This window comes from Dyella humicola (genome assembly GCF_026283945.1).
Lineage (GTDB): Bacteria > Pseudomonadota > Gammaproteobacteria > Xanthomonadales > Rhodanobacteraceae > Dyella > Dyella humicola.
On the sequence record NZ_JAPDPC010000001.1, the window covers coordinates 2,820,555 to 2,845,663 of the forward strand.

A 25,109-nucleotide genomic window follows, 5' to 3' on the forward strand; every position below is an offset into this window, starting at 1 on the left:
CCTGCGACCTCCCAGCATCGTCCAAGGATTCCGCTCCGTCATCCCGACAGACGCCGGGATGACGGTTCATGCGGCGGATCGCCCATCACTCAGAACGCGTTGATACCCGTCAGCTCGCGCCCCACCACCAGCTGATGCACCGTCTCGGTGCCTTCATAGGTGATGACCGATTCCAGGTTCAGCGCATGGCGGATCGCCACATGCTCGGTGGTGATGCCGGCGCCGCCGAGGATGTCGCGGCATTCACGGGCGATATCGATGGCCATGCGGCAATTGTTCCATTTGGCCAGCGAGACCTGGGTGGGCTGCATGTTGCCGGCGTCCTTGAGACGGCCGAGCTGCAACGAGAGCAGCTGCGCCATGGTGATACGGCGTGCCATCTCGGCCAACTTCAGCTGCACGGCCTGGTTGGACGCCAGCGGGCGACCGAACAGGATGCGTTCCTGCGTGTAATCGAGCACTTCCTTGAGGCAGGCCTGGGCGGCGCCAATGGGGCCCCAGGTGATGCCGTAACGGGCCTGGGTGAGGCAGCCGAGCGGACCCTTGAGGCCCTTCACGTTCGGCAGGCGGTTGGCCTCCGGCACGCGCACGTTGTCGAAGAACAGCGCGCTGGTCACCGAGGCGCGCAGGCTCATCTTCTTGTGCACTTCCTGCGCGGTGAAGCCCTTGGTATCGGTGGGCACGATAAAGCCCTGGATGCCGTCTTCGGTCTGCGCCCACACGATAGCGATGTGCGCCACGTTGCCGTTGGTGATCCACATCTTGGCGCCGTTGATGACCCAGTCGCCGCCATCCTTCTTGGCATGGGTCTTCATGTTGGCGGGGTCCGAACCACCGTGCGGCTCGGTGAGGCCGAAGCAGCCGATGATCTCGCCGGCCGCCATTTTCGGCAGGTAGTGCAGCTTCTGCTCTTCGGTGCCGTAGGCGTAGATGGGATACATGCACAGCGAGCTCTGCACCGAGGCGAAGCTGCGCAGACCGGAATCACCGCGCTCCAGCTCCTGGCAGATCAGGCCATAGCTAACGCCGTTCATGCCGGCGCAGCCGTACTTCTCGGGCAAGGTGGCACCCAGCAGGCCCAGGCTGGCGATCTCGGGGACCAGCTCCTTGGGGAAGCGGCCCTGATCGAAGCAATCGCCAATGATCGGCAGCACTCTTTCATCGACGAAGCGGCCCACGGTGTCCTGCACCATGCGCTCCTCGTCGGAAAGCAGCGAGCGGACGTCGTAGAGATCGAGGGGATTCAGGCGAGCGGACATGCTTCGGTTCCGTAACGGGAGGGGCAAACCGCCATTCTAGCCGTCCTGCCCCGCCCGGTCATGGCGAAGTGCAGCAGGGCCGGGGTAGGCGGCCGGGGGCGGCTATGGGACCATGCGCGCCTCCTTGTCGTCCCAGCGCAGGCTGGGACTCGGCGTCTCTATTCGTGCCGTCAAGGCACGGGATCCCTGCTTTTGCGTGGATAACGAGCCTCCCCAGCCGGAATCCCCATGTTCAAAGGTGTCCTACTCGGTTTCGCCTGCTACGCCGCCTATGCGATCAGCGACGCTTTTGTGAAATCGCTGCACGGCAGCCTGCCCCCGTATGAGGCGGTGTTCTTCGGCGCCGTGCTGATGCTCAGCGCCCTGCCCTTTATCCGCAAGGCGGATGATCGCTATCTCGACGTGTTCCACGCGCGCAAGCCGCGGCTTTGGTGGATTCGCGCGGTCACCGGTGCCATCTGCAATATTGCGGCGGTGATCGCGTTCACCGCGCTGCCGATGGCCGAGGCGTTTGCACTGATCTTCCTGCTGCCGATTTTCGTCACCCTGCTCTCGGTGATTTTCCTGAAGGAGCATGTCGGCTGGCGGCGCTGGTCCGCGGTCATCGTGGGTTTTATCGGCGTGCTGGTGGTGCTGCGTCCTGGATTTCGGGTGTTGGGGCCAGGCCATTTCGCCGCCATGACCTGCGGCCTTTCCGGTGCTGTTTCTGTGGTCGCCTTGCGCATGGCAGGCCCGCATGAGAAACGCATCAGCCTGTACGGCGCTGGCGTGATCGGCCCGCTGGTCAGCGGCGGCGTGTTGATGCTACCGGCGTTTGTCTGGCCCGACCTGCACCAAGGATTCCTGCTTGCCGGCTACGGCCTGCTCGCCGGACTGGCCGGCGTGCTGCTGATGCTGGCGACCCATCACGCCCCCGCCAACCGCGTGGCGCCCACCCAGTACAGCCAGATGCTGTGGGCCATCGGCTTCGGCTACTGGCTGTTTGGCGATCATCTGGACTGGCCGATGCTGATCGGCATCGCGCTCATCCTTGGCTCGGGTCTGTTCACCCTGGTGCGCGAGGAACAAGTCACCTCATGGTGGCGGCGTACCAAGCTGGTCTGAGCGCTCGCACATGACAGGGCGAGATGCAGCCAATTCTGGTCGCTCGCTCGGTCAGGTCAGCTCGGGAAAATCTAAATAAAATTTCATCTAAGCCGGTCACCAACATCGAATGGTTGGTCACGCTGCTTATCCGGCATGCGCCGGAACAACGAGCAAAGACTTGCTCGGACCTTCACTCAAGGCAAGGAAAATCCAGCCTCACCGCGAAAGATCACCAATCCGTGACGACCGCTATGCGATCAGTCATGGGCGGTAGACACGTCAAGCACGTACGGCTGGAACAAGGGCAGCGAATGATAGGCGGGCGGCAGGATGACGGTCCTCGCGGTCAACCACATGGATCAAGAGTCGTTGAAGTTGTCACGACAGTTTTTTGCTGTCGGCAAGCCACGTCATTCGAGCCGGTGATGTTTCGAACGATGGACGCGTGCTTGCTTGCCTGGTGAATGTTGCAAAGACCCGCTGGGAGATGGCGTATGAGTGCCGACACGTCGACGACAACCGGGCACGTTCGCAAACGTCGAGGCTGGTGGATTGCCGCCATCGTCATCATCGCCCTGATCGTGCTGATGGTGGTGCATATCCTCACCGGCGCAAAAACCAGGCCCGCCAGTCCGCCCCAGGTCGTTAGCGTCGCCCCCGTATCGCTGGGCGACATGCCGGTCATCCTGAATGCACTGGGCACGGTCACGCCAGTCGCCACCGTCAACGTGCTGCCGCAGTTGAGCGGTTACCTCACCGCCGTCGGTTACCAGGAAGGCCAGGACGTGTCCAAGGGGCAGTTTCTCGCCCAGATCGACCCGCGCCAGTTCGAAATCAACAAGCAGCAGGCGGAGGCTCAGCTGGCGAAGGATATGGCGAGCCTGGCCCAATCCCGCTCCGACCTGGCCCGTTTCACCCAGTTGCACGAGCAGCAATCGATTGCCGAGCAGACCTTTACCGGCCAGCAGTTCCTGGTTCAACAGAACGAAGCGGCCGTGAAGGCCGACAAGGCCAACATCGCGCAGGCCGAACTCAATATCGAGTATTGCCACATCACCGCGCCGGTTGCCGGGCGCGTTGGCCTGCGCCTGGTCGATCCCGGTAACTTCGTCACCCAATCGACTTCGCCGGGCATCGTGATCATCACCACGATGAAGCCGACCACGGTGCAATTCACGGTGCCGCAGAATTCGTTGAACCAGGTGCTGCAGCGCGTGAATGCCGGCGCCAAGCTGCCAGTGACGGTCTACAACAGCAACAACACCAGGCAACTCGCCACCGGCACGCTGTTCGCGTTGAGCAACCAGATGGCCACCAGCACCGGCACGGTGACGCTGCGTGCCACCTTCCCCAACGATGACGAAGTGTTGTTCCCCAACGAGTTCGTCAATACGCAGCTGCTGGTCGACACCATGCACAACGCGGTGCTGGTGCCCACGCCAGCGGTGCTGAGCGGTGCGCCAGGGGATTTCGTCTACCTGGTCAATGCCGATCAGAGCGTCTCCGTGCACAAGGTGACGCTGGGCCCCAGCGATGGCCGGCATACGGCGATCCTGTCGGGTCTTGCGGCTGGCCAACAGGTCGTCACCGATGGCACCGACCGCTTGAGCGACGGCGCCAAGATCAAGATCGCCACGGCGAAGTCGAGCGGCGCGGGTGCTGCTCCGGCAGCGGCGTCATCCGCGGGACGTGCCCAGCACGACAGCGGCAAGCGAGCGCACGGCGCCCACTCAGCTTCGTCGTGATCGGCGCAGCGGCCATCCCATGAATATTTCCCGCCTGTTCATCCTCAGGCCGGTGGCGACCACGCTATTGATGATCGCGCTGGTGCTGGTGGGTCTCGTCGCGGTGCGCTTCCTGCCAGTGTCCTCCCTGCCCGACGTCGACTACCCGACGATCCAGGTACAAACCTTTTATCCCGGCGCCAGCCCGACGGTGATGGCGACCACGGTGACTGCGCCACTCGAAGTGCAACTGGGCCAGATCCCCGGCCTGCAGCAGATGACCTCGAACAGCTCGGCTGGCGCTTCGGTGATCACCTTGCAGTTCGATCTGTCGCTCAACCTCGACGTCGCCGAGCAGAACGTGCAGGAAGCGATCAACGCCGCCAACAGCCTGTTGCCCTCGGGCCTGCCGGCACCGCCAACCTATGCCAAGGTCAATCCGGCCGACCAGCCCATTCTCACGCTGGCGGTCACCTCGAATTCGATGTCGCTGACGCAATTGCAGGACGTCGCCAACAACCGGCTGGGCGCGAAGATTTCCGAAGTGTCCGGCGTCGGCCTGGTCACCCCGGCGGGCGGCAATGTTCCTGCCGTGAGAGTGGAGGCCGACCCCAGGAAGCTGGCGGCTTACGGACTCAATATCGACGACCTGCGCTCGTTGATCGCGAACACCAACGTCAGTCAGCCCAAGGGCAATTTCGATGGCCCGTATCTGAACTACACCATCAACGGTAACGATCAGATCCAGGACCCGGAGGATTACCTCAACACGGTGGTCGCGTACCAGAACGGAGCGCCCGTCTTCCTGCGCGATGTGGGCCGCGTCACCCGCGCCCCGCAAAACACCGAGCAAGGTGCCTGGTTCAACACGACGCAGGCCATCGTGCTCAATGTCCAGCGCCAGCCGGGGGCGAACGTGATCGCCACGGTCGACAAGATCATGAAGGAGCTGCCGGAACTGGAGTCCACCTTGCCGGCGGGGATGAAGGTGCAGGTCGTGTCCGACAGCACGGGCGTGATCCGTGCTTCGGTCACCGACGCGGCTTTCGAGCTGGTGCTGGCCATCGTGCTAGTGGTGCTGGTGATCTTCGTGTTCCTGCGCAACGTGCCGGCCACGATCATTCCCAGCATCTCGGTACCGGTGTCGCTGATCGGCACGCTGGCGCTGATGTATGAGCTTAACTACTCGATCGACAACCTCTCGCTGATGGCCTTGATCATCGCCACCGGTTTCGTCGTCGACGATTCGATCGTGATGATCGAGAACATCGTGCGCTATCTGGAGGAAGGCCGCACGCCGCTGGAGGCTGCACTGGAAGGCGCCGGGCAGATCGGCTTCACCATTCTCTCACTGACCGTGTCGCTGATCGCCGTGCTGATCCCACTGCTGTTCATGGGCGGCGTGATCGGGCGCCTGTTCAGCGAGTTTGCGGTGACCTTGGCCATCACCATCGTACTCTCGGGCGTTGTCTCGCTGACCCTGGTGCCCATGTTGTGCGCGCGTCTTTTGCGGGCGCAGGCCGATCGTCACCCGAGTCGCTTCGAGCGCGTCAGCGAGGGTTTGTTCAACAAGACCCTGGATGCTTACAAGCGCGGCCTGAGCTTCGTCATGGCGCGCCAGACGCTGACCCTGATCGTATTCGTCGCCACCCTGGTGCTGACCGTCATCCTGTACGTGGTCATCCCCAAGGGCCTGTTCCCGGTGCAGGACGTGGGCGTGATCCAGGGCATCAGCATCGCCGACAACTCGGTGTCCTACAGCGCGATGGTGAACCGACAACAGGCCTTGGCCGAAGCGATCCTGAAAGATCAGGATGTAACCGGGCTCACGTCGTATGTCGGCATCGACGGCACCAATACCACGCTCAACAACGGCCGCTTCCTGATCAATCTGAAAGCGATCGACGACCGCTCGTCGACGGCGGCCGAGATTGCCCGGCGTATTCAGGGCGAGGTGACGAACATACCCGGCATCAAGCTGTACCTGCAGCCGGAACAGGATCTCACCCTCGACACCACGATATCGCCAAACCAGTACCAGTTCGTGCTGCGCGGGCCGAGCCAGCAGGCCTTCATGCAGTACGTGCCCGAGCTGATCGCACGCATGAAGAACATCAAGTCGATCACCGACGTCACCAGCGATCTCAACAACGATGGCCTGAGCGTCGACGTCGAGGTCAATCGTCAATTGGCGGCGCGCTTCGGCATTACCGCAGCGACGATCGACAACGCGCTCTATGACGCGCTGGGCCAGCGCATCGTGTCGACCATCTTCAACCAGTCCAGCCAGTACCGCGTGATCCTGGTGGCCAAGCCCGAAAGCATGCCGACGGTGGAGTCGCTGGGCGACCTGTACCTGCCCAGCCAGACCAGCAGTTCGGGCCAGGTGCCGCTCAAGGGCATCGCCACTATCAAGATCACCAAGTCGCCGCTGGTGCTCAGTCATCTGGCGCAGTTTCCGTCGGTGACCATTTCGTTCAACCTGGCCAAGGATGCGTCCCTGAGCAAGGCCGTCGACGAGGTCAACCAGGCCGAGAAGGCGGTGAACCTGCCCTCGTCCATTACATCCTCGTTCCAGGGCGCTGCACAGGCCTTCCAGGATTCGCTGTCGAGCGAGGTGTATCTGCTGATCGCCGCCCTGGTCGCCGTGTATATCGTGCTCGGCGTACTGTACGAAAGCTTCATCCATCCGCTGACCATTCTCTCGACCTTGCCTTCGGCCGGCATTGGTGCCCTGCTGGCCTTGATGATCGCGGGCAGCGACCTGGATGTGATCGGCATCATCGGCATCGTGCTGTTGATCGGCATCGTCAAGAAGAACGCGATCATGATCGTGGACTTCGCCCTCGAGGCCGAGCGCGACCACGGCAAGCCACCGGACGAAGCCATCTTCGAGGCCTCGCTGCTGCGCTTCCGCCCGATCCTGATGACCACGCTGGCGGCGATGCTGGGCGCGCTGCCGATGCTGTTGGGCACCGGGACCGGTTCGGAGCTGCGCCGCCCGCTGGGCCTGGCCATCATTGGCGGCCTGGCGCTGAGCCAGATGCTGACCCTGTTCACCACGCCGGTGATCTACCTGTTCTTTGATCGGCTTGCGCAGCGCTTCCGCCGCAAGGATCCCGAGCAGGCTGCCGAGCCCGTGCCGTGAGCATCCCCGGGCTCTTCATCAAGCGACCGGTGGCCACCACCTTGCTGGCGGTCGCGATCCTGCTGTCCGGTTTGCTGGCGTATTTCCGGCTACCGGTGGCGCCGCTGCCGAACATCACGTTTCCGGTCATCGTGGTGCAGGCGAATCTGGCCGGCGCCAGCCCCAACATCATGGCCGCGACGGTGGCCGCGCCGCTGGAGCGGCGCCTGGGCACCATCGCCGACGTTACCGAACTGACCTCGCAGAGTTCGGTCGGCAGCTCGCAGATCGTCGTGCAGTTTGGCTTGAACCGGGATATCAATGGCGCGGCGCGCGACGTCCAGGCCGCCATCCAGGCCGCGCGTGCGGACTTGCCCACCACCCTGCGCAACAACCCCAGCTATCGCGAGTACAACCCGGCGGACTCGCCGATCATGGTGCTGGCACTGACCTCCAAGACGCTGACGCGGGCGCAGCTGTACGACTCGGCCGATTCGGTGATCCAGCAGCAGCTGTCGCAGGTCGACGGCGTGGGCCAGATCACCCTCGGTGGCAGCGCGCTGCCCTCGGTGCGCGTCGAACTGGAGCCCGATCAGCTCAATAGCTACGGCATCGGGCTGGAAGATGTCCGCGCCGCCATCAGTTCCGCCAATGCCGATAGCGCCAAGGGCCACATCGATGAAAACGGCCAGCGCTTCGAAGTGCTGTCCAACGACCAGATCAACAAGGCCGCACCCTACCGCGACCTGGTGGTGGCTTACCGCAACGGTGCGCCGGTACTGCTTCGCGACGTCGCCAACGTGCTCGACTCGGCGGAAAACATCCGCAACGCCGGCCTCTACGACGGCAAGGACGCGGTGCTGGTCATCGTCTATCCGCTGCCGGGCGGCAACATCGTCAAGACCGTCGCGCAGATCCGCAAGGTACTGCCGTCGATCGAGGCGACCCTGCCGCGCAATGTGCATATCGGCATTGCCCTGGACCGCTCCCAATCGGTGAATGCGGCGGTGAACGATACCGAGCGCACCTTGTTCATCGCGGTGCTGCTGGTGATCGGCGTGGTCTATATCTTCCTGCAGTCACCGCGGGCGATCCTGGTGCCGGCGGTGGCGCTGCCGCTGTCGATTGTCGGCACCTTCGGGCCGATGTACCTGCTCGGCTACAGCATCGACAATCTCTCGCTGATGGCGCTGACCATCGGCACCGGTTTCGTCGTCGACGATGCGGTGGTGGTGCTGGAGAACATCGTGCGCCACGTCGAGTCGGGCATGGACGTGCGCGAAGCTGCCTTGCGCGGCAGCGCCGAGGTCAGCTTCACGGTGATCTCGATGAGCCTGTCCCTGATCGCGGTGTTCCTGCCGATCCTGTTGATGCCGGGCATCGTCGGCCTGCTGTTCCACGAATTCGCGGTGACGCTGTCGATCGCGATCCTGTTGTCGCTGGTGATCTCGCTGACCGTCACGCCGACCATGGCGGCCTATGTACTCAACCGCCGCACCCTGCATTCGAGGGCGCGCTGGGCCCTGTGGTACGAGCGCCAGTTCGAGCACTTCAAAAGCGCCTACGCCCGCTCGCTCAGCGCCGTGCTCGATCACGCCATGCTGGTGGGCTTGACCCTGATCGGCCTGATCGTGCTCAACGTCTTCCTGATCAAGCTGGTGCCTTCCACGTTCTTTCCGGAACAGGACAACGGCATCCTGATCGGCCAGATCATCGCGGACCAGAGCATTTCGTTCCAGGCGATGGAAAAAAAGCTCGCGCAACTGCAGGCGATCGTGCAGAAAGACCCCGGCGTCGAATCCGTAGCGGGCTTCACCGGCGGTCGCGCACTCAACACCGCCAACGTATTCATCGAGCTCAAGCCGCTGTCCCAACGCAAGCTCTCGGCGGCGCAAGTGGTGGATCGACTACGTCCCAAGCTCAATGCGGTTTCAGGCGCCAAGCTGTTCCTGCAGGCCGCACAGGATTTGCATATTGGCGGACGACAGTCGGCGTCCGAATACCAGTACACGTTGACCAGCGACGATCCGGAGGCGCTGTTTTTTTGGGTACCGCGACTGGTCACCGAGCTGGGCAAGTATCACACCCAGATGACGGATGTGAATTCGGACCTGCAGCAGAACGGCCTGCAGATTTTCGTCAACATCGATCGCGCCACCGCGTCGCGCTACGGCTTTGTGCCGAACCAGATCGACGCCGTGCTCTACGACGCCTTCGGCCAACGTACCGTTTCGACGGTCTACAACCAGCTCAACCAGTATTTCGTCGTGATGGAGGTGGCGCCGAAGTACTGGCAGTACCCGCAGATGCTCGACCGCATTCGCTTCAGCGCAGCGGCAGGCAATGCGAGCGGCACGCAGCAGACGCAGTTGTCGAGTGCGCTGGTGAAGCCGGTCACCACCGTGACGGCGGTGAGCACGTCATCGGGTTCCGCGTCGAACACCAATGCACGCAATGCCGATGCGGAGGCGAACCAGCTCACCAATGCCATCTCCAATTCGAAGGGCGGCAGCTCCAGCGGCAGTGCAGACAGTACGGCGCCCGAAACGATGGTGCCGTTCCCCGCGCTGGCGAGCTATGTCAGCAACCACACCGCGACCCAGGTCAGCCACCAAGGCGGCCTGGTGGCTGCCACCATCTCCTTCAACCTGCCGCCGGGCGGTTCGTTGAGCAGTGCGCTCGCGGCGATCGAGCAGGCATCGCAAGAATTGGGCCTGCCGGCTTCCATCCACGGCAGTTCCGCCGGTGCCGCCCAGGTGTACGCACAATCCATGTCGACCATGCCCCTGCTGATACTCGCGGCACTGGCCGCGGTCTACATCGTGCTCGGCATTCTCTACGAGAACACGGTCCACCCGATCACCATCCTGTCCACCCTGCCCTCGGCGGGTATCGGCGCCACCCTGGCCTTGCTGATCTTCGGCACGCCATTTTCAGTGATCGCAATGATCGGCATCATCCTGCTGATCGGTATCGTCAAGAAGAACGCCATCATGATGATCGACGTCGCCATCCACCTTCAGCGTGATGACGGGCTGGCGCCACAGGAGGCGATCCACCAGGCCGCCGTGATACGCCTGCGCCCGATCATGATGACCACGGCGGCCGCCGTCCTTGGCGCGGTGCCCCTGGCCGTCGGCATTGGCCAGGGCGCCTCGCTGCGGCAACCGCTGGGCATCACCGTCATGGGTGGCCTGATTCTCAGCCAGGTTTTCACGCTGTACACCACGCCGGTGATTTACCTCTATCTCGACCGCCTGCGCGCCAGACTCGCCACGTGGTCGGAAAGCCTGCCGTGGAACCGATCAGACGCGAGTGCATGACCATGAAGATCCCACGCAAAACGCTGGCCGCCTCGATGACGCTGTTGCTCGGCGGCTGCATGGTTGGCCCGGACTACCATCGCCCTCAGGTGACCGTGCCCATTCAATACAAGGAGCTGCCCGGCTGGACCGCCGCCGCACCGGCGGAAGACCTGCCCAAGGGCGCCTGGTGGACCGCTTTCAACGATCCGCTGCTCGACCAGCTCGAGCCGATGGTGTCGGTCTCCAACCAGACCGTGCGCGCGGATTACGCGAACTACCAGGCGGCGCTGGCGGAAGTCCAGGTGGCCCGCAGCGCCCTGTTCCCCAACATCGGCATTACCGGTCAAGTCACCCGGGACCGCGTGCCCACCACCAATGCCGGCAGCGCCGCCGAGCATATCCGGCAGGTGACGTCGTCAGGCTCGCTCGAAGGCAATGTCAGTTGGGCACCCGATTTTTGGGGCAAGGTCCGCCGCACCGTCGAGGAGAACAAGGCGAACGCCCAGGCCAGCGAGGCGACCCTTGCTAACGCGACGTTGTCGGAGCGGACCGCGCTGGCCACGGCTGTGATCGACCTGCGCGTGACCGACGCCAATATCGACCTGCTGCAGAAGACCGTCGCCGCGTACCAGGAGTCCCTGCGCGTGGTAAGCAATCAGGACAAGGCCGGCACCATCGCTCCGTCCAACGTGATTACCGCACGAACGCAGCTGGAGAACGCGCAAGCCAGCCTGATCGCGCTAGGTGTCGCCCGCGCACAGGATGCTCACGCGATTGCGGTGCTGGTCGGCAAGAATCCCGAAGATCTGGACATTCCGCACAGCATCAGCCTGCCGGCGCTGCCGTCGGTTCCGTCGGGCGTGCCTTCCACCCTGCTAGAACGTCGACCGGATATCGCCGTGGCCGAGCGCCAGATGGCCGCGCAGAACGCCGCCATCGGCGTCGCCATCGCGGCCTACTACCCGAACATCTCGCTGTCCGGCACGGACGGCTTCTCGCAATCGCCGCTGGCCGGTTTGCTGCATATCGCCAACCGCGTGTGGTCCTTGGGTGCCAGCGCCACGGAAACGCTGTTCGACGCCGGCGCGCGCCATGGCGAGGTCGCCGCCGCCGAGGCGACCTACGATGCCGCCGTCGCCAACTATCGCGGCACCGTGCTGACCGCCTTCCGCAACGTCGAGGACGATCTTGCCGGCTCGAGCATCCTCGCCCAGCAGGCCCAGGTATTGGATGCCGCCGTGCACGATGCCACCCGCGGCGCCGAGATCGCCTTCAACGAATACCGGGCGGGCACCGTCGACTACACCACCGTGGCCACGGCCCAGACGACCCAGCTGAGCACGCAACAGACCGCGCTGAACGTGCAGCAGCAACGCCTGCTCAATGCGGTGTCCCTGATTGGCGATCTGGGCGGCGGCTGGTCGGCCAGCGAACTGGGCGACGCGAAACAGGCGACGGCCAAGCGCTGAACATCTGGACTCGGCCTATGGCGTGCGTGCAACGCGCTTGGCACACTGCGCTTCTTTCCCCGCGCGATCGACCGATGCCCGCTCACCTTGAACTCTCACCCATCGTCGCCGGCCTTTGGCGCATCACCAGCTGGCAGCTCAGCGTGGCCGAACGGGTGCGCTGGATCGAGCAGGCGCTGGAGTTGGGCATCACCACGTTCGACCATGCGGATATCTATGGCGACTATCGCGCCGAGGCAGCCTTCGGCGACGCATTGAAGGCGGCGCCGGCACTGCGCGCGCAAATGCAGCTGGTCAGCAAGTGCGGCATACGCCTGCGTTCCGCCGAGCATCCTTATCGCATCAACTACTACGACAGCTCGACAGCGTATGTGCGCAGCCAAGTGGAGCAGTCGTTGCGCAAGCTGCAGACGGAGCAGTTGGATCTGGTCCTGATCCATCGCCCCGACTACCTGATGGATGCCACCGCGCTGGCTGATACGTTCGCCGCACTGACCCGCGAGGGCAAAGTGGCGCACTGGGGCGTTTCCAACTTCACGGCAAGTCAGTTTGCACTGTTGCATCAACAACACCCGCTGCTGACCAACCAGGTCGAACTGTCCCCCTTGAAGATGGACGCGCTGGACGACGGCGCGCTCGACCAGGCACAACAACTTGGCCTGCGCCCGATGATCTGGTCGCCGCTGGGTGGTGGTCACCTGTTCACTGGCGAGGACGAACAGGCCGTGCGCCTGCGCGCCGAGATGACCGCGATAGCGAACCGCTATGGCGTCAGCCTGGGCACGCTCGCCTTCGCCTGGGTACTGCGCCATCCATCACGCCCGCACCCCATCACCGGCACCGGTCGCATCGAAGGCCTGCGCGACGCCGTCGCCGCACTGGACGTGCAGCTCGATGCGCAAGACTGGTATGCGATCTGGACGGCGAGCAAGGGGCATTCGGTGCCCTGAGCCACGATGCTCCGTGTAGGAGCCCGGTTTAGCGATTGCTCACGCCGTGCGGCACATGGCCCGTGGCCACATGTTTGCGTGCCGATTCCACGTTGGCCGGCGAATCGTCGAAGAAAATGTCGGCGCCAAAGGCGTCGAGGAACGGCCCCTTGTCGCGTCCACCGAGGAACAGCGCCTCGTCGATACGCACGCCCCAGCGGCGCAGGGTGAGAATCACGCGTTTGTGGGCAGGCGCGGAACGCGCCGTGACCAGCGCGGTGCGGATGGGCGAGTCCTCCGCGGGAAACGCAGCCTGCAGGCGATGCACGGCGGTGAGGAAACCGCGGAACGGCCCTACCGACAGCGGCTGGTCGGCCAACTCGTGCTCGCTGCGATGGAACGCTTCCAGCCCTTCCTCGCGCGACACCCGCTCGCCTTCATCACCAAAGATCACGGCGTCACCGTCGAAGGCGATGCGCAGCTGCTCGGTGGCTCGCGGCGGCGCGGTGGACGGCAGGATGGTGGCGGCGGCCACGCCAGCGGCAAGTGCACGACCCACGTCCTCCGCATTGGCGGAAAGGAACAGGTCGGTCTTGAACGGGGCGATATAGTCCGACGTCGGCGCCCCACTGGTGAACGCAGCGCGACTGATCTCCAGCCCGTAATGCTGGATCGCATTGAAGATGCGCAGGCCCGTGTCGCCGGAGTTGCGCGACAGCAGGATCACCTCGACCGGCGGCACATCCCCCGCCAGCTTGTTGAGGTCGAGCAGTTTCTGCACCAGCGGAAACGCCACGCCAGGCTTCAAGATCTCGTTCTCATGCTCGATCTGGAATGAGCGATAGGCGTCCAGCCCGTCACGCTCGAACAGCGCGTGACTATCACCCAGGTCGAACAGGGCGCGCGAGGAAATCGCCACCACCAACCGGTTATCGCCGGCTGAGGAAGGGTCGTGGGCGTCTTGAGTGGCGCGGGTCATGATCACCAATCTAGCGCAAACAGGTGGCGATGAGTGCTTCGAATGACCGTCAATCCGGCGCGAACTGCTCATCCAGAATACGCTGCTCCAGATTGTGCTCGGGGTCGAACAGCAGTCGTACACCGTGGCCCGCTGACTGACGGATCTCGACCTCGCGAACGTCGCGCACTTCGTGGAAATCGGCGGTGGCGCTCACCGGTCGCTTGCCCGGATCGAGAATGCGCAAGGTAACGAGCGTGCGATGCGGCAGGATGGCGCCGCGCCAGCGACGCGGCCGGAACGGGCTGATCGGCGTCAGCGCCAGCACATTGGCATCCAGTGGCAGGATCGGACCATGTGCCGAGAGGTTGTAGGCAGTGGAGCCGGCCGGCGTGGAAACCAGGATGCCATCGCACACCAGGGTGGTGAGTTTCACCGTGTCGTTGAGCTTCACTTCCAGATGCGCTGCCTGGTTGCTCTGGCGCAACAGCGACACCTCGTTGAACGCCAACGCGTGATGCACCTGCCCTTCGGCATCGGTGGTGCGCATTTCCAGGGGATACAGAACGGCGGCGTGTGCGCGCTCGATGCGCGCATCCAGGTCGTCGATCCGATGCTTGTTCATGAGGAAGCCGACACGACCGAGCTTCATGCCATAGACGGGCGCCGGAAGGGCACGATAGGTATGCAACGTGCGCAGCATGAAACCATCGCCACCCAGCGCGACGATCACATCGGCCTGCTCCGGAGCCAGGTCGCCGTAGCGCTCGGTGAGCTTGCGCCGGGCTTGCTGGGCAACATTGGTACCGCTGGCGACAAAGGCAAAGCGCATAGGGCCGGACATCAGTCAGGTAGCGAGGGCTTCAGTTGAGCGTAGATGGACGAAGGGCGCAAGACCGTTGCCGATCTGCGCCCTTCGTTTCCTGACGTCAAAGGCCCCGGCGCCCGCTAGCCGCCGGGATCCGGGACTTACTGGTTGACCGGCACCTGGGCCAGCTGGGCCAGACGACGGACCGCGACCGAAGCGATCGGGTAGTCCGCGTTCTGGGTGAGGATCTCCGCCAGCATGTTGCGCGTGTACTTCAGCGTGGCATCGTCACGCTGCAGCCATGCCTGCACCGGCGAAACATCCTTGGCACCGCCGGTCATCGACAACACCTGCAGGACCAGCGCGCGATGCTGGTGGTTAAGCTCATCCAGCAGCGAGCCGCGTGCCTGGGCATGCCAGTGACCTTCCACCGGCAGCGCCTCGATCTGGCTGCGCAGCCATTCCAGGTCGAGCGACTCACCCAGTTCGTAGAACACGCCGGCCACCTTGTCGATCGGCTGAGCGCTCTGCTGCGCGACTTCCACGATGTCCAGCATCGCGCGCAGCTCGGGGATGCGCGCCAGGCGCAGGGCCAATTCCGCCGGCAGGCCGAGGCCTTCCCACTTTTCCTGGCTGGTGGCGAAGTCCGCCTTGCCGGTTTCAGTGAGCACCGCCGGCAACGCGGCGTGCAACGCCGACACGCCATTCTGGTAGCGCTCGACGTTGGCGTTGATGTCCAGCGTGCCGCCCGGGCGGTTCAGCAACCAACGCGTCATATGGCGCAGCAGCGACCAGATCTGCAGGATGGCATCGATCTGGGTGTTCTCGGCCACCTTGCCGTCCAGTGCCTCGATCTCCGACCACAACGGGCGTGCGCCGAGAATCTCGCGCGCCGCCGTGTAGGCCTTGGAAATCGCGGCCGGACCCTGACCGGTGTCCTCCTGCATGCGCATCATGAAGGTGGCGCCCATGCGGTTGATCGTCGAGTTGGTCACCGCGGTGGCGATGATCTCGCGCTTCAGCCGATGGCGCTGCATATGCTCGGCATACTTGGTGTGCAACGGCTCGGGGAAGTAGCGCACGAGCTCCTTGGACAAGTACGGATCTTCCGGCACGTCCGAGTCCAGCAACTGCTGGAACAACTTGAGCTTGTCGTACGACAGCAGCACCGACAGTTCCGGACGCGTCATGCCGATACCGCGCGTCTTGCGCTCGACCAGTTCCGCTTCGCCGGGCAGATTCTCCACCTGGCGATCGAGCAGGCCCTCGCTCTCCAGCATGCGGATGAAGTGCGCCATCGAGCCGATACGCTGCACCGACTGGTGCTCCATCAGCGTGATGGCCTGGTTCTGGCGATAGTTGTCCCACAGCACCAGCTCGCCGACTTCGTCGGTCATCGCGGCCAGCTGCTTGTTGCGCGCGTCCTCGGTCAACTCGCCACGCTGCACGGCATCGTTCAGCAGGATCTTGATGTTCACCTCATGATCGGAGGTGTCTACACCGGCGGAGTTGTCGATGAAGTCGGTATTGAGCAGTACGCCATGCTGGGCAGCCTCGATGCGGCCCTTCTGGGTGAAGCCCAGGTTGCCGCCCTCGCCCACCACCTTGCAGCGCAGCTCGCCGCCATTGACGCGCAAGGCGTTGTTGGCGCGATCGCCCACGTCCGCATGGGTCTCGGCGCCGGCCTTCACATAGGTGCCGATGCCGCCGTTCCACAGCAGGTCAACCGGTGCCTTGAGAATGGCGCTGAGCAGCTCGTTCGGAGCCATCTGCGTCACTTCGGCCTTGAGGCCAAGCACCGCACGCACTTCCGGCGATACCGGAACCGACTTCAGGCTGCGCGCGTAGACGCCGCCACCGGCCGAGATCAGCGACTTGTCGTAATCCTCCCAGCTCGAACGCGGCAACTTGAACATGCGCTCGCGCTCGACGAACGAACGTTCCGTATCCGGATTCGGGTCAAAGAAGATATGGCGATGGTCGAACGCCACCAGCAGGCGGATATGGCGCGACAGCAGCATGCCGTTGCCGAACACGTCGCCCGACATGTCACCGATACCGACGCAGGTGAAGTCCTGGGTCTGGGTGTTACGGCCCAGCGCACGGAAGTGGCGCTTCACCGACTCCCAGGCACCCTTGGCCGTGATACCCATGCCCTTGTGGTCGTAGCCGTTCGAACCGCCCGAGGCGAACGCGTCGCCCAGCCAGAAGCCGTGCTCGATCGAGATCGCATTGGCGATATCGGAGAACGTAGCCGTACCCTTGTCGGCAGCCACTACCAGGTACGGGTCGTCGGCGTCGTGGCGAACCACGTCGTGCGGCGGCTTGACCTTGCCCTCGACCAGGTTATCGGTGATATCGAGCAGACCGTTGATGAACATGCGGTAGCAGGCAATGCCTTCCGCCAGCTGCGCATCGCGGTCGCCGTTCACCGGCGCACGCTTCACGTAGAAGCCGCCCTTGGAGCCCACCGGCACGATGACGGTGTTCTTCACCATCTGCGCCTTCACCAGGCCAAGTACCTCGGTGCGGAAGTCCTCGCGGCGGTCCGACCAGCGCAGGCCACCACGCGCCACCGCACCGAAGCGCAGGTGGATGCCTTCCACGCGCGGCGCGCAGACAAAGATTTCGCGGTACGGCACCGGCTTGGGCAGTTCCGGCACGCTGTGCGAATCGAACTTGTAGCTGATGTAGCTGCGATACGCGCCCTCCCACTGCTGGAAGAAGCTGGTGCGCAAGGTCGAGCGGATCAGCGACTTGAAGCTGCGCAGGATACGATCGTCGTCCAGGCTGGACACGGTTTCCAGCAACGTGCCGATCGCCTCTTCCACCACGGCGACCTGCTCGGCACGCGGCTTGGAAAGAGCGCCGACCAGGCCATCGATGAGCGCAGGATGCGCTGTCCGCACGGACTCCGGAATCAGCACGCGCATTTCGCCGGCAAGCGCCGCGCCCGCCTGAGTCAGTTCATTGGCCGACAGCGTTTCGCGGCGTGGATCGAACTTGGCGAGGAACAGCTCCACCAGCAAGCCGGCGATCGCCGGATAGCGATTGAACGCGTCTTCCATGTAGCTCTGCGAGAAGGCCACGCCGGTCTGCAACAGGTACTTGCAGTAGCCGCGCAGCATGGCGACCTGGCGCCAGCTCAGCTTGCCGCCCAGCACCAGTCGGTTGAAGCCGTCGTTCTCCGCATTGCCACGCCAGATCTGCTCGAACGCATCCTCGAACAGCGTACCTACCTGTTCCACGCTGAAAGCCAGGCTGCCGGCCGTCTGCACCTCGAAATCCTGGATATACAGCATCGAGCCGTCGACGTTCACGTCGTACAAGTGCTCGGTGAGCACGCGCAGGCCCAGGTTTTCCAGCTGCGGCAGCACTTCGGACAGCGCAATGTCGCCGCCGCTGCGGTAGATCTTGAAGCGAAGCTCTTCCGGACGTTCGGCCGGGTGATAGAACGACATGCGTACCGCATCGTCGCCCTTGAGCAGGGAAAGCTGATGTACGTCTTCCGCAGCCGCCGTCGGCGTGACGTCTTCGACGTAGCCGGCAGGCAATGCCTTGGCGTAGCGATTGGCCAACACCACACCGTCGTGCTCACCCAGCGTGCGCACCAATTCGTCGCGCAAGTCGTCGTGCCAGTTGCGCACGATCGTGGTGACGCCGTTTTCGAGCTCGGCAACGTCGTAATGCGCCTGGTCGCCAATCTTGGGACGCACCACTACATGCAGGCGTACAAGAGCAGCCTCGCCCATCAATACGGACGAGTCCAGATGTTCGCCACGCAGGGCGTCGCTCAGCAGCGCCTCGATGCGCTCGCGCACCGTCGTATTGAAACGATCGCGCGGCACATAGACCAGGCAGGTGATGAAACGGCCATAGCGGTCGCGACGCACGAACAGGCGCGTGCGTGCACGCTGGCGCAGCTCGAGGGTCCCCATCGCGGTGTTGTAGAGCTCGTCTTCACTGCTCTGGAACAACTCATCGCGCGGCAGCGTCTCCAGGATATGGCGCAAGGCCTTGCCCGAATGCGAATCGCGCTTGAGCCCGGAGTGCTCCATGGCGAACTCGAACTTCTGGCGCACCAGCGGGACGTCCTGCGGGCGTGCCATATAGGCGTTGGAGGAAAACAGGCCCAGGAAGCGCTGCTCGGCCACCGGCTTGCCGTCGGCATCGAACTTGAGCACGCCGACGTAATCCATGTAGCCCGGGCGATGCGCATGCGAGCGCGCATTGGTCTTGGTCAGGATGATGGCGTCGGTGGAGCCAGACTGCGGCAGCTCATGCGCCACCAGCGTGCGCAGCGAGCGCGGCGCCAGCGAGCGCTCGCTCTTGTGCAGGATGCCCATGCCGGACGGCTCGACGGCGCGCAGCACTTCCTCGCCATCGGCTTCGGTCACTTCGTATTCGCGATAACCGAGGAAGGTGAAGTTGTCGTCGGCCAGCCAACGCAGGAATTCCGACGCCTCCTGCACCGAAGCGGCATCGAGCGGCAACTGGCGCTGCGGCAACTCGGCGGCGATGGACAGCGCCTGGTCACGCATCTTGCCCCAGTCGCTGACGGCCGTGCGCACGTCTTCCAGTGACGTTTCGATCTGCGCCTTGAGCTGGGCCTGCTCGGCCTCGCCGGCAACGCGATCCACTTCGAAATGCATCACCGATTCGGACTGACCGTTATCGGCAACCAGCTTGAGCAGCTTGCCCGCGCCATCGCGCATCACCTCGACGACCGGATGGATCACCGCGTGAATCTGCAGATGCTCAGCCGCGATCATGCTGACCGTGTCGACCAGGAACGGCATGTCATCCGTCACCACCTGGATATAGCTGCGGCCTTCATGGCCAGCGCCAGGATTGATCACACGTACTGCGGCGCGACTTGGCTGACGCTGCTGCATGAAGTCGAGCAGGTCCGCGATCAACGCGGCCCATTCGGTCGTCGTATGGGTTTGCAGGTCACTATCTGCAATACGCGCAAAGAAAGCGTTGATAAAAAATTGCGCCTCATCAAGGCGCTGGGTCGTTAGTCCGCTTTTCTTCAGTTCTTCGAAAACAACAGTGGGGAAGGAGCTGCTGCTAGCCGCACGAATCGCGTTCATGGCATCTACTGTTCAGTGGAGACGGAATGAGGCAAAAAAAGCTCTAGAAGAATACGCCTCGCGTCAGACCTTAGCTACCTTTGCAGTAACACGACTTCAGCTTGTGGCAGGTCATGACGCCCTTGCAGCAACACCCATGATGCGCACGAAGCGCGTGCGCGAAAACGCTTATGACAGCTTCCACCTCATCAGCGCTTGCTGCAAAAAATCCCGTGACAACCGCGTGTTGCCGACACTGCCGGCACCTATGCGCCGAGCCGCCGCAACAGCAATACCTGCGCGTATGTCGCATTGATCGATCGCATCGAGTGCACCTCAGGCCTACCCAGGGCGCTGCAACGCAACAGACAAAACGGATACCGCGATGCTCATTGTCAGGCTGACGAATGGATCGGCCAGACATCCCTACAGCCCGCACGGTCGACAGGGCGAGGGAGCATGGCAGCCGCGCCGTGGGCACAGGGCCTGCGCCGACACTGTTCCTTCACGGATGTAGGTCAAAATTGGCTGCCGGGATCCGGCGCGGCGAGAACGACCCTCACAGCAGGCGTGGCCGGTCCCTTTTCTCCCCACGCAGCGGGCTCTGGGCGTCAATCGAGAGGCAAAGTCAACGGCTCTACAAATTTTAAACTGTACGGTATAGTCCACGCCCGCTCACTAACCGTGAGCCGCTGCTTGCGCCCCGATCACGCCCATGGCCTCTCCCCAGGACCCAAGGCACTCGGGGCGGTCGTGCGCTCAACGTAAGCCCAGCCCTTTTTGTCGTCGCCCGGAATGGCGTCGATGTGCTGCATACCGACCACATTAAGAAGAATGGAGCCCACATGAAGTCCTCGTCATTGCGCACACCCCTACTGTGCCTTGGCCTGCTCTCACTGGCCGCCTGTGGCAAAGGCAAGGAGCAAGCCCCGCAGATGCCGCCGCCGGAGGTTGGCGTGGTCAAGGTGCAGCCGCAGACAGAACCGCTGCGCAAGAGCCTCGTGGGCCGTCTTTCCCCCTATCGCAGCGGCGACGTTCGCGCTCGTGTGTCCGGCCTGCTGCTCAAGCGCGTCTATGTCGAGGGCAGCGACGTCAAGCAAGGGCAGTTGATGTTCGAGATCGACCCGGCGCCCTACCAGGCTGCGCTGAACGCCGACCTGGCCAACCTCGCCGCCGCCAAGGCGACCTACGCCAATGCTCATGTCCAGGCCGAGCGTGATCGTGCGCTGGTGCCAAAGGGCTTCGTTTCCAAGGCCCAGCTGGATGCGGACGAAGCCACCGAGCGCAGCTCCGCGGCCGCGGTGCTGCAGGCCGAAGCCGTGGTGCAGACCGCCCGGGTCAACCTCAGCTATACCAAGATCACGGCCCCGATCAACGGCCGCTCCGGCCAGCAGCAGGTCACCGAAGGCGCGATCGTCGGCAGCAGCACGGCCGATACCGGTGCCAACGCCACCCTGCTCACCACCGTCGACCAGCTCGATCCGCTCTATGTGAACTTCACCGTGAGCGTGGCTGACCTCGATCGACTGCGTCGCGCGCAGAATGCCGGCAAGGTCACGCTGGCGGAACAGAACAAGGCCACCGTGGCGGTGACCCTGCCCGACGGCAGCGTCTATGACCAGCAAGGCACGCTCGATTTCTCCGACACCACGGTCAACCCGTCCACCGGTGCGGTGAACCTGCGCGCCCAGCTGCCGAACCCCAACCGCACCTTGCTCCCTGGCCAGTACGTGACGATCGACGCCAACCTGGGCGAGCAGCACAACGTGTTCCTGGTGCCGCAGGCGGCCCTGCTGCGCGATACGGCCGGTGCCTACACCATGGTCGTGGGTGCCGACGGCAAGGTCGTGCGCAAAGACGTGACCGCCAGCGACACCAGCGGCACCAGCTGGGTCGTCACCAATGGTCTGCAGGCAGGCGATCAGGTGGTCGTGTCGGGCCTGCAGCGGGTCAAGGAAGGCGCTCCGGCCAAGGCAGCGCCGTGGCAGCCCGACCAGGGCGCCCCGGGTGTCGCCAAGCCGGGCCAAGCCCCGGCTAGCGGCAAGCCGGCCGGTGGGCAATAAGGGAGTCGACCATGCCGAGTTTCTTTATTGACCGCCCCATTTTCGCGTGGGTGGTGGCGATCCTGATCTCCTTGTGCGGCACCATCGCGGTGCTGAACATGGGTATCGAGTCGTATCCGAACATCGCCCCGCCCCAGGTGACGGTCAATGCGACCTATCCCGGCGCCAGCGCGGATACCACCGAAAAAACCGTCACCCAGGTGATCGAGCAGCAGCTGACCGGCATCGATCACCTGCTGTACTTCAGTTCGTCGTCCAGCTCCAGTGGTTCGGCGACGATCACGCTGACCTTCGAAACCGGCACCGATCCGGACATCGCCCAGGTGCAGGTGCAGAACAAGGTGGCCCTGGCCACCCCGCGCTTGCCCGCCGAAGTGAACCTGCAGGGCGTCGTGGTGGCCAAGAGCAACCCCGACTTCCTGATGTTTATCGCGCTGACCTCGGACAACCCGAGTATCGACGGCGACAAGCTCACCGACATCGTGTCCTCGCAGGTGCTGGACCAGATCGGCCGTATTCCCGGCGTAGGCAGTACCCGCCAGCTCGGTGCGGAATACGCCATGCGCGTATGGCTCAATCCAGACAAGTTGCAGGGCTATAAGCTATCGGCAACGCAGGTTCTCACTGCTCTGCAAACGCAGAACGTCCAGTTCGCCGCCGGCTCGCTTGGTTCCGACCCGGCCACGAACGGTCAGGGCTTCAGCGTGACCGTGTCCGCGGAAGGTCGCTTCGTCACGCCCGACGAGTTCAAGAACATCATCCTGCGCGCCGACACCGACGGCACCGTGGTCAAGCTCGGCGACGTGGCCCGTATCGATTTCGGCCCCCAGAGCTACGGCTTCGCCGCCACCTATAACGGCACCGCCACGGGATCGTTCGGCGTGCAGCTGCTGCCCGGCGCCAACGCGCTGGACGTGGCAACGGCCGTACGCTCCAGGATGGCGGACCTGGCGAAGAGCTTCCCCGAAGGCGTGACCTGGTTCGCTCCGTACGACACCACCACCTTCGTGAAGATCTCGATCAAGGAAGTGGTCCACACCCTGATCGAGGCGATCATCCTGGTGTTCCTGGTGATGCTGTTGTTCCTGCAGAACTTCCGGGCCACCATCATCCCGACGCTGGTGATTCCGGTCGCGCTGCTGGGCACTTTCCTGGGCCTGTTGCCGCTGGGCTTCACCATCAACCAGCTGACCTTGTTCGGCATGGTGCTGGCCATCGGTATCGTGGTGGACGACGCGATCGTCGTGATCGAGAACGTCGAACGCATCATGACCGAGGAGCAGCTTTCGCCGAAGGAGGCCACGCGCAAGGCGATGGGCCAGATCACCGGCGCGGTAGTGGCGATTACGGTCGTGCTCGCGGCGGTGTTCGTGCCGTCGGCGTTGCAACCGGGCGCTTCAGGCGTGATCTACAAGCAGTTCGCGCTGACCATCGCGGTGTCGATGGGCTTCTCCGCGTTCCTCGCGCTGTCCTTCACGCCGGCACTGTGCGCCACGATCCTGCAGCCGACCCATACCCACAAGAAGAACATCGTCTATCGCAAGTTCAACGACGTGTTCGAGTGGGTAACGCGTACCTACACGGGGCATATCGGCAGCGCCATCAAGCATGCGCCACGCTGGATGATCGTGTTCGTTCTGATCGTGGTGTTGTGCGGCGTGCTGTTTACCCGCGTGCCGACCAGTTTCGTGCCTGACGAAGACCAGGGCTATGCGCTGGCCATCGTGACCTTGCCGCCTGGCGCGAGCCTGCAACGCACCAAGGACGTGAACCGGCAGATCCGCGAGGTGCTGTTGAAGGACCCGGCCATCGAAGGTGTGTTCCAGATCTCGGGCTTCAGCTTCGTGGGCACCGGTGAAAACACCGGCATGGACTTCATCCGGCTCAAAGACTGGGATGCGCGCGACATCACCGCAACGGAGTTCATCCAGCAGGCCAACAAGAAGCTGCACGGGATTCGCGATGCACAGATCTTCGTGGTCAACCTGCCCACCATCCGCGGCCTCAGCCAGTTCGGCGGCATCGACATGTACCTGCAGGCGCGTGCGGGCCAGTCGCGCGATGAACTCACCCAGGCGCGCAACATCCTGCTCGGTAAGGCCGCGCAGAGTCCTGCCCTGGTCGGCGTGCGTCCGAACACGCTGGAAAGCGCCCCGCAGCTCAACCTGAGTGTCGATCGCCAGCAGGCGCAGTCGATGGGACTGTCGGTCAGCGACATCTACAGCGCGATTCAGCTGACGCTGGCTCCGGTGTACGTCAACGACTTCTCCTACGGCGGGCGCGTGAAGCGCGTGATGGTGCAAGCCGACGCGCCCTTCCGCATGGGACCCGAAGCGCTGCAGCACATCTACACGCCCAGCACGCTGGCCACGGCCAGCAGCTCGTCGACCGTCAACAACATGATTCCGTTGGCTAGCGTCGTGCAAACAAAGTGGGCACTGGCTGCACCGGCACTGACCCGTTACAACGGCTATTCCGCAGTGGAAATCGTGGGCAACGAAGGCCCGGGCTATTCCACCGGCCAGGCCATGGGCGTGATCGAGGGCATCATCAACGATAGCCTGCCGAAGGGATTCGGCTATGACTGGACGGGCCAGTCGTACCAGGAAATCCTGGCGGGCAACTCGGCCGCGCTGCTGTTAGTGCTTTCCATCTTCATCGTGTTCCTGTGCCTCGCAGCGTTGTACGAGAGCTGGTCGATTCCGGTGTCGGTGCTGCTGGTGGTGCCCCTCGGCGTGCTCGGCGTGGTGGTGTTTACCATGCTGCGCGGACTGTCCAACGACATCTACTTCAAGATCGGCATGATTACGGTGATCGGCCTGGCCGCGAAGAACGCGATCCTGATCGTGGAATTCGCGGTGGAGCAGCAACAGGAAGGCAGGACCTTGCGCCAAGGTGTGGTCGAAGCGGCGCGCCTGCGACTGCGTCCGATCCTGATGACGTCGATGGCGTTCATCCTGGGTGTGTTCCCGCTGTTCATCTCCACGGGTGCCGGCGCCAACGCCCGCCACGCCATCGGCACCGGCGTGATCGGCGGCATGCTGTTCGCCACCATCCTCGGCCTGCTGTTGATCCCGGTGTTCTACGTGGTGGTGCGTCGCCTGCTCGGCGACAAGATGGACGAGGCATCGCACTCGATCCGCGGCAGCCATGGCGGCCCGGCAGCCGAAGGAGGTACCGGCGGCACCCCGCCGCCGCAGGGCCCAGGCGGCATGCAACCGTTCGACTCGGACCCGCGTCGCGGCGCCTGATCCGAACGCGGCGATATCTGCCTCGAGTAAAACGAAAGCCCCGGTCGCGAGACCG

At 63.6% G+C, this 25,109-nt stretch carries 13 protein-coding genes; 9 read left to right on the forward strand and 4 right to left on the reverse strand.

The genetic code is table 11. The features are described from left to right. Positions 1–89: 89 nt before the first annotated feature. Entirely contained in the window at positions 90–1,259 is a 1,170-nt protein-coding gene (locus tag OUZ30_RS12540) for an acyl-CoA dehydrogenase family protein (protein WP_266182646.1), read from the reverse strand. A 228-nt stretch (positions 1,260–1,487) separates the two neighbouring features. Between OUZ30_RS12540 and OUZ30_RS12545 the strand changes: the two genes are divergently transcribed. From OUZ30_RS12545 to OUZ30_RS12570, 6 genes are all read left to right on the forward strand, one after another. After that, the gene (locus OUZ30_RS12545) at positions 1,488–2,363 is read left to right on the forward strand and encodes a DMT family transporter (RefSeq protein ID WP_266182647.1); all 876 of its coding nucleotides are present in this window, start codon (positions 1,488–1,490) and stop codon (positions 2,361–2,363) included. A gap of 476 nt (positions 2,364–2,839) precedes the next feature. Beyond that, the gene (locus OUZ30_RS12550; RefSeq protein WP_266182648.1) at positions 2,840–4,090 is read left to right on the forward strand and encodes an efflux RND transporter periplasmic adaptor subunit; all 1,251 of its coding nucleotides are present in this window, start codon (positions 2,840–2,842) and stop codon (positions 4,088–4,090) included. Positions 4,091–4,109: 19 nt separating this feature from the next. Further along, positions 4,110–7,217, forward strand: a complete 3,108-nt coding sequence (locus tag OUZ30_RS12555) for an efflux RND transporter permease subunit (protein ID WP_266182649.1) — start codon at positions 4,110–4,112, stop codon at positions 7,215–7,217. Then, the gene (locus OUZ30_RS12560) at positions 7,214–10,519 is read left to right on the forward strand and encodes an efflux RND transporter permease subunit (protein ID WP_266182650.1); all 3,306 of its coding nucleotides are present in this window, start codon (positions 7,214–7,216) and stop codon (positions 10,517–10,519) included. The genes OUZ30_RS12555 and OUZ30_RS12560 overlap by 4 nt, the downstream gene beginning before the upstream one ends. After that, the gene (locus OUZ30_RS12565) at positions 10,516–11,970 is read left to right on the forward strand and encodes an efflux transporter outer membrane subunit (RefSeq protein WP_266182651.1); all 1,455 of its coding nucleotides are present in this window, start codon (positions 10,516–10,518) and stop codon (positions 11,968–11,970) included. The genes OUZ30_RS12560 and OUZ30_RS12565 overlap by 4 nt, the downstream gene beginning before the upstream one ends. 74 nt (positions 11,971–12,044) lie before the next feature. Then, complete coding sequence (locus OUZ30_RS12570; RefSeq protein WP_266182652.1) at positions 12,045–12,920, forward strand: aldo/keto reductase; 876 nt, start codon at positions 12,045–12,047, stop codon at positions 12,918–12,920. 28 nt (positions 12,921–12,948) lie between these two features. Here the strand turns inward: OUZ30_RS12570 and OUZ30_RS12575 are convergent, their stop codons facing one another. From OUZ30_RS12575 to OUZ30_RS12585, 3 genes are all read right to left on the reverse strand, one after another. Next, positions 12,949–13,878, reverse strand: a complete 930-nt coding sequence (locus tag OUZ30_RS12575; protein ID WP_266182653.1) for a 5'-nucleotidase — start codon at positions 13,876–13,878, stop codon at positions 12,949–12,951. A gap of 49 nt (positions 13,879–13,927) precedes the next feature. Then, a complete protein-coding gene (locus OUZ30_RS12580; protein ID WP_266182654.1) occupies positions 13,928–14,701 on the reverse strand; it encodes an NAD kinase in 774 nt (257 codons plus the stop codon). 125 nt (positions 14,702–14,826) lie between these two features. Then, the gene (locus OUZ30_RS12585) at positions 14,827–19,761 is read right to left on the reverse strand and encodes an NAD-glutamate dehydrogenase (RefSeq protein WP_266182655.1); all 4,935 of its coding nucleotides are present in this window, start codon (positions 19,759–19,761) and stop codon (positions 14,827–14,829) included. On the opposite strand from OUZ30_RS12585, the gene OUZ30_RS12590 reads away from it, so the two are divergent. The 3 genes from OUZ30_RS12590 to OUZ30_RS12600 all read left to right on the forward strand — a co-directional run bounded on the left by OUZ30_RS12590 (position 19,760) and on the right by OUZ30_RS12600 (position 25,054). Continuing rightward, positions 19,760–20,056, forward strand: coding sequence for a hypothetical protein (locus tag OUZ30_RS12590; RefSeq protein WP_266182656.1), 297 nt, complete (start codon positions 19,760–19,762; stop codon positions 20,054–20,056). The genes OUZ30_RS12585 and OUZ30_RS12590 overlap by 2 nt on opposite strands. A gap of 529 nt (positions 20,057–20,585) precedes the next feature. Then, positions 20,586–21,803, forward strand: coding sequence for an efflux RND transporter periplasmic adaptor subunit (locus OUZ30_RS12595; RefSeq protein WP_266182657.1), 1,218 nt, complete (start codon positions 20,586–20,588; stop codon positions 21,801–21,803). Positions 21,804–21,814: 11 nt separating this feature from the next. Then, on the forward strand, positions 21,815–25,054 hold the full coding sequence (locus tag OUZ30_RS12600) for a multidrug efflux RND transporter permease subunit (protein WP_266182658.1): 3,240 nt from the start codon (positions 21,815–21,817) through the stop codon (positions 25,052–25,054). Positions 25,055–25,109: the final 55 nt, after the last annotated feature.